Origin of the sequence: Streptomyces sp. NPDC091387 (genome assembly GCF_044756945.1) — a bacterium.
Taxonomy (GTDB): Bacteria; Actinomycetota; Actinomycetes; order Streptomycetales; family Streptomycetaceae; genus Streptomyces.
In genome coordinates this window covers 187,911-195,803 of record NZ_JBIVTZ010000002.1, presented here as the reverse complement: position 1 = coordinate 195,803, position 7,893 = coordinate 187,911, and the positions used below count along the sequence as shown (strand labels likewise).

The 7,893-nt window shown below is 72.3% G+C and carries 7 protein-coding genes; 4 read left to right on the top strand and 3 right to left on the bottom strand.

What is annotated here, in order from left to right:
* Nucleotides 1–198 precede the first annotated feature (198 nt).
* Both dapC and fdxA read right to left on the bottom strand, forming a co-directional pair.
* On the bottom strand, nucleotides 199–1,296 hold the full coding sequence (gene dapC / locus ACIQM0_RS05160; RefSeq protein ID WP_401283679.1) for a succinyldiaminopimelate transaminase: 1,098 nt from the start codon (nucleotides 1,294–1,296) through the stop codon (nucleotides 199–201).
* Nucleotides 1,297–1,439: 143 nt separating this feature from the next.
* Nucleotides 1,440–1,760 (bottom strand): ferredoxin, encoded by a 321-nt coding sequence (fdxA, locus tag ACIQM0_RS05155; RefSeq protein ID WP_018956287.1) that lies wholly within the window; start codon nucleotides 1,758–1,760, stop codon nucleotides 1,440–1,442.
* 117 nt (nucleotides 1,761–1,877) lie between these two features.
* On the opposite strand from fdxA, the gene ACIQM0_RS05150 reads away from it, so the two are divergent.
* Both ACIQM0_RS05150 and ACIQM0_RS05145 read left to right on the top strand, forming a co-directional pair.
* Nucleotides 1,878–2,879 carry a GNAT family N-acetyltransferase gene (locus tag ACIQM0_RS05150; RefSeq protein ID WP_401283677.1) on the top strand — a complete coding sequence of 334 codons (1,002 nt, stop codon included), beginning with the start codon at nucleotides 1,878–1,880 and terminating at the stop codon, nucleotides 2,877–2,879.
* 4 nt (nucleotides 2,880–2,883) lie between these two features.
* Nucleotides 2,884–3,723 carry a transglutaminase-like domain-containing protein gene (locus tag ACIQM0_RS05145; RefSeq protein WP_363031483.1) on the top strand — a complete coding sequence of 280 codons (840 nt, stop codon included), beginning with the start codon at nucleotides 2,884–2,886 and terminating at the stop codon, nucleotides 3,721–3,723.
* A gap of 24 nt (nucleotides 3,724–3,747) precedes the next feature.
* Here the strand turns inward: ACIQM0_RS05145 and ACIQM0_RS05140 are convergent, their stop codons facing one another.
* Nucleotides 3,748–5,763: a GTP-binding protein gene (locus ACIQM0_RS05140; RefSeq protein WP_401283675.1), complete on the bottom strand. Its 2,016-nt coding sequence runs from the start codon at nucleotides 5,761–5,763 to the stop codon at nucleotides 3,748–3,750.
* A gap of 405 nt (nucleotides 5,764–6,168) precedes the next feature.
* On the opposite strand from ACIQM0_RS05140, the gene ACIQM0_RS05135 reads away from it, so the two are divergent.
* Together ACIQM0_RS05135 and ACIQM0_RS05130 are read left to right on the top strand one after the other, a co-directional pair.
* On the top strand, nucleotides 6,169–6,945 hold the full coding sequence (locus tag ACIQM0_RS05135) for a hypothetical protein (RefSeq protein WP_401283673.1): 777 nt from the start codon (nucleotides 6,169–6,171) through the stop codon (nucleotides 6,943–6,945).
* A 146-nt stretch (nucleotides 6,946–7,091) separates the two neighbouring features.
* Entirely contained in the window at nucleotides 7,092–7,799 is a 708-nt protein-coding gene (locus tag ACIQM0_RS05130) for a class F sortase (RefSeq protein WP_401283671.1), read from the top strand.
* The last annotated feature ends 94 nt before the right edge of the window (nucleotides 7,800–7,893 follow it).

Genomic DNA, 7,893 nt, shown 5'->3' with positions numbered 1-7,893 from the left:
GCCGCGCGGCCCCCCCCCCCGGGGGGCGCCCCCCCCGGGGGGGGGGGGCGGCCGGGGGGGGCCGCCCCCCCCCCCCCCCCCCCCCGCGGCGGGGGGGGGGGGGGGCCCCCCCCCGCCGCCCCCGCGCCCGTTTCCGTACGGGCCGGGACGTGGCCCGCCCGGCCGAGGACAACGGGCCGCCGGCCGCCCGGCAGCCGCTCAGCCCAGCCGCTTGACCGCCGCCGCCACCCGCTCGTCCGTGGCCGTGAACGCCACGCGCACGAAGCGGTCGCCCGCCGGCCCGTAGAAGTCCCCCGGCGCCACCAGGATGCCGAGCTCCGCCAGGTACGCCACGGTGTCCCAGCACGGCTCGTCGCGGGTCGCCCACAGGTAGAGGCTCGCCTCGCTGTGCTCGATCCGGAAGCCGTGGGCCTCCAGCGCCGTCCGCAGGGCGGCCCGCCGGGCCGCGTACCGGGTGCGCTGCTCGGCCACGTGCGCGTCGTCGCCGAGCGCCGCGACGGCCGCCGCCTGGACGGGTGCGGGCGTCATCATCCCGCCGTGCTTGCGGATCAGCAGCAGCTCGGCCAGGACGGCCGCGTCGCCGGCGATGAACGCGGCCCGGTACCCGGCGAGGTTGGAACGCTTGGAGAGCGAGTGGACGGCGACGACGCCCTCATACGTACCGCCGCAGACGTCGGGGTGGAGCACAGAGACCGGTTCGGCCTCCCAGCCCAGCTCCAGGTAGCACTCGTCGCTGAGGACCAGCACGTCGTGCTCGCGCGCCCAGGCGACGATCCGGGTCAGCTCGTCCTTGGCCAGTACCTCGCCGGTCGGGTTGGACGGCGAGTTGAGCCAGAGCAGCCTGAGCCCGGCCGGGTCCAGCTCGGTCGGGTCGTCGTACGCGACCGGCTCGGCACCGCAGAGCCGGGCGCCGACCTCGTACGTCGGGTAGGCGAGCCGCGGGTGGGCGACCCTGTCGCCCGCGCCGAGGCCGAGCTGGGTCGGCAGCCAGGCCACCAGCTCCTTGGAGCCGACGACGGGCAGCACGTTCTCGTGCGTCACCGAGACCGCGCCGAGCCGCCGCTCCACCCAGCCGGTCAGCGCGTCGCGCAGCGCGGCCGTCCCCCACACCGTCGGATAGCCGGGGCTGTCCGCGGCGGCGACGAGCGCCTGCTGGATCAGCTCGGGCACCGGGTCGACGGGTGTGCCGACGGACAGGTCCACGATGCCGTCAGGGTGGCTCCCGGCCGTCGACTTGTAGGGCGCGAGCCTGTCCCAGGGGAAGACCGGGAGGCGGGAGGAGACTGCTGCGGACACGGATCTCTGCTTTCTTGTACGGGGTTCGGGCTTTCCTGTACGCGGTTCGGACGCGGGACACGGCGACGGGAGTGCACAAACGCCTCGGTCCCGCACGGTGACGAGCCGTACGGGACCGGGGTGACGCACGTGCCGGGACGCTGCTACTGGTTCTGCGGCGGCAGCGCTGCGATGAACGCGTGGTCGCGCTCGATCAGACCCAGCTTGGAAGCACCACCCGGCGAACCGAGGTCGTCGAAGAACTCGACGTTCGCCTTGTAGTAGTCCTTCCACTCCTCCGGGGTGTCGTCCTCGTAGAAGATCGCCTCGACCGGGCACACCGGCTCGCAGGCTCCACAGTCGACGCACTCGTCCGGGTGGATGTACAAAGACCGCTGGCCCTCATAGATACAGTCGACGGGGCACTCTTCGATGCAGGCCTTGTCCTTTACGTCGACACAAGGCTGCGCGATGACGTAGGTCACGCTGTCGTTCCTCCTCGGTAGGGCGTTGGCTCTCGCGCGGGAGCGCGGCGTCGTCGATGCCCGCACCTAGTATCTCCGTTCCCGGGCACGATCCGAACAGGAGGGGCGGACAGAGCTGTGGAATTCACCATCGGCGGACGACTGGAGATCCGGATCACACCTGCTGACGTGGGCAAACGGGTCTCGGTCCGGCGCCTGCTCCAGGAGGGTCCGCAGGGACCGAAATTCACTGACACGGTTGGTGTTCTCACATCGTGGGACACCGGTGTGCTGTCCGTCACACCGAAGAGCGGTGATTCCGTCCGCATCGTGGAATCGTCCCTGGTGGCGGGCAAGGTCGTACCGTCCGCGCCTCCTCGCCGACGGGGTCCGGCGGCCTCTTTCGGTGAACTCGCCGCGGTGTGCGCGCGGGCCTGGCAGCCGGTGGAGAGCGAACCGCTCGGCGACTGGCTGCTGCGCGCCGCCGGAGGGTTCACCCGGCGCGCCAACTCCGTACTGCCGCTCGGCGATCCGGGCGTTCCGCTCGACGCCGCGCTCGCGCGGGTCCGGCAGTGGTACGCGGACCGGGGGCTGGCGCCGTACGTCCAGACCGCGACCGGCGCCGCGGGTGCCCAGGAGGAGCTGTGCGCGGCGCTGGAGGAGCGCGGGTGGCGGCGCGAGGTGACGGCGGAGGTGCGGATCGCGGCGCTGGCCCCCATCGGTGATCTGGCGGCCGAGGTGTCGCGGGTGCGGCTGAGCCGTACGGCGGACCCGGCGTGGCTCTCCCGCTACCAGCGCTTCGAGACCCCGGGCCCCGAGGTGACGGCGGTGCTGGGCAGCGGTCCCTCGGTGTGGTTCGCGACGGTCCCGGGCGAGGCCGGGGACGCCGCGCCCGCCGCGATCGGGCGGTGCGTGGTGGACGGGCGGTGGGCCGGTTTCATGGCCGTCGAGGTGGCTCCGGAGCACCGGCGCCGGGGCCTTGCGACCACCGTGATGACCGCGCTGGCCCGGCAGGCGATGGACGAGGGGGCGTCGGCGGCCTGGCTGCAGGTGGAGGCGGAGAACGAGGGCGCGCGTGCGCTGTACGACGGGATGGGGTTCTCCACCCACCACCGCTACCACCACTTCCGGCCGGCGTAGCGCGATGGCTCCCGAGAGGCACGACAGGGAAGAGATCCGCCGCCGGTTCGCCGAGGAGGCGCGGGCCGAGCGGCCGGACCTGGCGCTGCTCTGCCTGCTGCTGGGCGCGGAGGCGGATCCCGCACTGGACGCGAACGGGACGGACGCGGCGCAGATCGAGCTGGACCGGCTCGCGGGTCTGCTGCCGTACGGGCTGCGCGGCGGCCGGGCCTGGGCCTCCGCGCTGGCCGAACTGCTCGGTGAGCGGTACGGGTTCGAGGGCTCGTCGGCGGACTACCAGCGTCTGGAGTCCTCGTTGCTGCACGAGGTGCTGCGGCGCCGGCGCGGGCTGCCGATCCTGCTGTCGGTGGTGTGGATCGAGGTGGCCCGGCGGGCGGGCGCCCCGGTGTACGGGGTGGCGCTGCCGGGCCATTTCGTGGTCGGTTTCGGTGAGCCGGAGGAACGGGTGCTGGCCGATCCGTTCGCCGGTGGCCGTCCGCTGTCGGGCCAGGACGCGGAGCTGCTGGTGGCGGGCGCGACCGGGGAGCCCCTCGACGCGTCGATGCTGGTGCCCGCGCAGCCGCTGGAGACACTGCTGCGGATCCTGAACAACATCCGGGGCTGGGCGGCGGCCCGCCCGGAGCGGACGGACGTGGCGCTGTGGGCGGTGGAGCTGTCCCTCCTGCTGCCGTCGCACCCGGCCCGGCTGCGGTTCGAGCGGGCCCAGCTGCTGGTCCGGCGCGGGGAGTTCCTGCGCGGGGCGGCGGAGATGGAGGAGTACGCGGACGTGGTCGCGGACGTCGAGCCGGCGTCCGCGGAGGCGGTCCGGCGCAGCGCACGGGCGGCCCGGTCCCGGCTGAACTGAGCGGGTGCCGGGCCGGCCGCGTGCTCAGTCGCCGGACGGGCCCGGCCCCCTCAGCGCCGTATGCAGCAGGTACTCCTTCCGGTTGAGCGGGTCGCGGTCGGTGCGGGAGCGCCGCGGGAGGCTGCCGATGACCGCGCGGTGGGAGGCGAACGCGGATTCCAGTACGCCTTCGCCCCCGGTCAGCGACGGGAGCCGCTGCTGCAGTTCGTGCACCCTGGCCGCGGGGATCTCGCCCTCCAGTACGCAGCGGGCGCCGTCCACGGACGGGGGGCCCGGGGCGGCCGTCAGGTGGGCGAGGACCGGCAGGAGCGGGCCGAGCGCGTCCGCGGGGAGTTCCAGTCGGAAGCGGTGCATCGGCTCGTACACCGTGGTGCCGGCCCGCCGGAGCGCGGCCATCAGGACCAGCGGGGTCAGATTGCGGAAGTCCCCGGCCGTGCTCGACATGGACTTGTCGAAGGTGCCGTGCGCGTGGCTCTGGCGCGGCCAGTAGCCGGAGTGCGTCATGGTGACCGTGCAGTCGGTCACCTGCCATCCGTACAGGCCCTGTCCGAGCGTTTCGTGCACGGTCTCCTCGACCGCCCTCATCAGGGAGTACGGCATGGAGCCGAGCTCCACCCCCAACCGGTAGTGCACCCCGCTGCCGGCCGGGGCGGGATCGACGCGCAGGCCGACCGTGGCGAGAAAGGGATTCCCGTCCTTGTCGATGATCTCGAATGCGGCACCGGTGCCTGACGGCCTTTCCAGACAGATGGTCGTGGTTTCGCGGAAGGTGACGTCGATACCGAATTCCTCCGCGAGCGTCGCCTCGATGACTTCCTTCTGCACTTCTCCGTAGAGCGAGACGGACACCTCCTTACGGATGTCGTCCTGGCGCAGATTGATCAGCGGATCCTGTTCGGCGAGCCGCGCGAGCGCGAGGTGCAGTTCACCCCTGGAGGCGGGCGGCGCGGGCACCACCACGGATTCCAGTGTCGGCGGGGCGAAATGGTGCTCCGCCGCTTTGCGTGCGACACCTACCGCATCGCCGATCCGAATGCCCGGAAGTCCCCGGAGCTTCGCGATCCGCCCCGGCCCGGCCGATGCGCTGCGGGTGGCCGAGCCGTGCGCGAAGACGTCGATCCCGGTCACCTTGCCCTCGCCCGCCGCGGCCGGCCCCTGCCCGAACGGCAGCCGGTCACGGGTCCGTACGGTCCCCGAGAACATCCGGACGTACGCGAGGCTCTCGCCCGCCGGACCGCGGTCGACCTTGAACACGGTGGCGGACACCGGCCCGTCCGGATCGCCCTGCGCCGCGGGCAGCAGCTCCTTGATACCGCTGGTCAGCGCGGCGATTCCGGCGCCCGTCGCGGCCGAGCCGAAGTACACCGGGTGGACGGCCGCCCGACCGGTCCGCACCGCCAGCTCCTGGTGGAGGCGGGCGGGCGCGATCGTCTCCCCGCCCTCGACGTACGCGGCCAGCAGCGCGTCGTCGTGCTCGGTGAGCAGCTCCGTCAGCCGGCCGGTGAGCCGGTGGTCGTCGGGCGCGTAGGGCGGGCAGTGCGCGTCGCGGGTGCCGAGGCCGGTGACGGCCGGTCCCATCGCGACGACGTCCGGCGTGAGCTTCTCCGCGATGTCCCGCAGCACCTGCCCGTACCGGGCTCCGGCGCGGTCGGCCTTGTTCACGAAGACGAGCGTCGGAATGCGCAGCCGCCGAAGCGTCCGCATCAGGACCCGGGTCTGCGCCTGTACGCCCTCCACGGCGGAGATGACCAGCACGGCGCCGTCGAGCACGCTCAGCACCCGTTCCACCTCGGCGATGAAGTCGGGGTGACCGGGGGTGTCGATCAGGTTGACGATGACGTCGTCGATGGCGAACGAGACGACCGCGGACTTGATCGTGATGCCGCGTCGCCGTTCGAGCGCGAGGGAATCGGTCTGCGTGTTCCCGTCGTCCACGCGGCCGAGCTCGTCAATGATTCCGGCGGTGTGGAGCAGCCGCTCCGTCAGGCTCGTCTTACCGGCGTCGACATGCGCCAGAATGCCAAGATTCAGCGTGTGCACGGAACTCCATGTTCTCAGTGGCGGTGTGAATTCCCGTCTGAACGAACATGTGAGATCGGCGCATGGAGGTCTCCTGGTCCTGTCGGCTGATGCGGCGAGTACAACAGCGGGCCGGCCGGCGGTGCAACCCATTTACCGGGGCTCCGTCCCGATTCCGGCGCGGTGAGGTTTCGTCAGTGAACAACTGGTCGGGAAAAGTCCAAACCTCGCCCCGGCGCGCCATGCCCTCCAACGGGTGATTATCCGATCTCCGCCACTCGATGAGCCCATGGCGTAGCTCCAATGCGGCGCTCTCCGATGGCGCGCCCCGGCGTTCCGACTGACGGTGGATCACGTAGCCACTGCGCCACTTCGAGTCGACGTTCCGTCACTCTTCGCAGTCGCGACGAAAGGAAATGTGTTCAGATGCGCTCTGCCCGCACACTGTTCGCTTCGGCCGCCGTCACGGCGGTCCTCACGGTCACCGCTCCCTCCGCCTACGCCATCGCCGTCTCCGACGACGGGGGCCACGACAGCGGCTCGTCCTCCCGGAGCGAGGACCACGGGAAGTCCGACGAGGGCGGCAAGTACAAGGACCACGACAACGAGAAGCCCCGCGGTGGCATGCACGCCGGTGGCGGCGCCCTGGCCAAGGCAGTGGCGGGCGACCGCGACGAGCACGGCAAGTCGGACGACGAGGGCTGGAAGAAGGACAAGCCCAGCGGCGGCGTCCACACCGGTGGCGGCGCGCTGTCGATGACGGTCGCCAAGGAGTGGCAGCCCGGCAACGACGAGGGCGGCAAGTACAAGGACGAGGACAACGAGAAGCCCCGCGGCGGCGTCCACACCGGCGGCGGCGCCCTGTCGTCGACGGTCGCCAAGGAATGGCAGCCCGGCAACGACGAGGGCGGCAAGTACAAGGACGAGGACAACGAGAAGCCCCGCGGCGGCGTCCACACCGGCGGCGGCGCCCTGTCGATGACGGTCGCCAAGGAATGGCAGCCCGGCAACGACGAGGGCGGCAAGTCGGACGACGAGGGCTGGAAGAAGGACAAGCCCAGCGGCGGCATGCACACCGGTGGTGGCGCGATGGCCGTGACCGGCAGTGGTCTGGCGGCCGGTTCGCTGCTGCTGCTCGGTGGTGTCGGCGTCGGCGCGTACAAGCTGCGTCGCCGCCAGGCGACGGGCGGCGCGATGGCCTGATCCGACCGCACTGCCGGCCGGTCGCTCCACTGTCGCGGCCGTCGTCCCTCCGGACGGCGGCCGCGGCGCCTTCGTTTTCCCCGCGTCCCCGCACCCGCACCCCATCCACGCCACCGCTGTCCCGCGCAGACGAAAGGCTCGTTCCCATGGCCGCCCCGCAGTCGCCCGGTTCACCCTCCTCCCGGACTGCCTCCGACACCACCACGCTCGGCCGCGCCCTGCTCTGGCCCGCCGCAGCGGCCGGGCTCGGCATGCTCCTCATCTACCACTCCATCGGCTCCCCGGCCGACGACAAACCACCCGCCCCACCCTCGGTCGCCGCGCCCGCGGCCCCCGCTCCCGCCGCGTCCTCCGCCGCCCCGGAGACGGCGGCCCCGGGACCGTCCCTGCCGCGCTCCGTACCGAAGCGGCTGCAGATCCCGGCCATCGCGGTTGACGCGCCGTTCACCCCCTTGTCGATCGGCAGCTCCGGCAGGCTCGACGCCCCTCCCCCGAACGACAAGAACCTGGCCGGCTGGTTCAAGGACGGCGTGACGCCCGGCGAGCGCGGGGCCGCGATCGTGGCGGGCCACGTGGACACGACGACCGGTCCCGCGGTCTTCCTGCAACTGCGGTTCCTGCGGCCCGGCTCCACGGTCGACATCACGCGCACGGACGGCACGGTGGCCACGTTCAAGGTCGACACCGTCGAGACGTTCAGCAAGGCGAAGTTCCCCGACAAGCGGGTGTACGCCGACACCCCGGACGCCCAGCTGCGCCTGATCACCTGCGGCGGCAACTACGACAGGACCGTCAAGGACTACGAGGACAACGTGGTCGTGTTCGCCCACCTCGACTCGTCCAAGCAGGGCTGACCGCCGTGCTCGGGCGCCCCGCGCGAAAAACCCCGCGCGGGGCGCCGGGGCTCCCTGCTAGCGTCCCTCGCATGAAGCGCGCCGCTATGACGAC

Excerpts from the sequence above, each read along its gene's own strand:
- ACIQM0_RS05145 (WP_363031483.1), top strand. The coding sequence starts at position 2,884 with ATGGCTCCCGAGAGGCACGACAGGGAAGAGATCCGCCGCCGGTTCGCC.
- ACIQM0_RS05135 (WP_401283673.1), top strand. The coding sequence starts at position 6,169 with ATGCGCTCTGCCCGCACACTGTTCGCTTCGGCCGCCGTCACGGCGGTC.
- ACIQM0_RS05130 (WP_401283671.1), top strand. The coding sequence starts at position 7,092 with ATGGCCGCCCCGCAGTCGCCCGGTTCACCCTCCTCCCGGACTGCCTCC.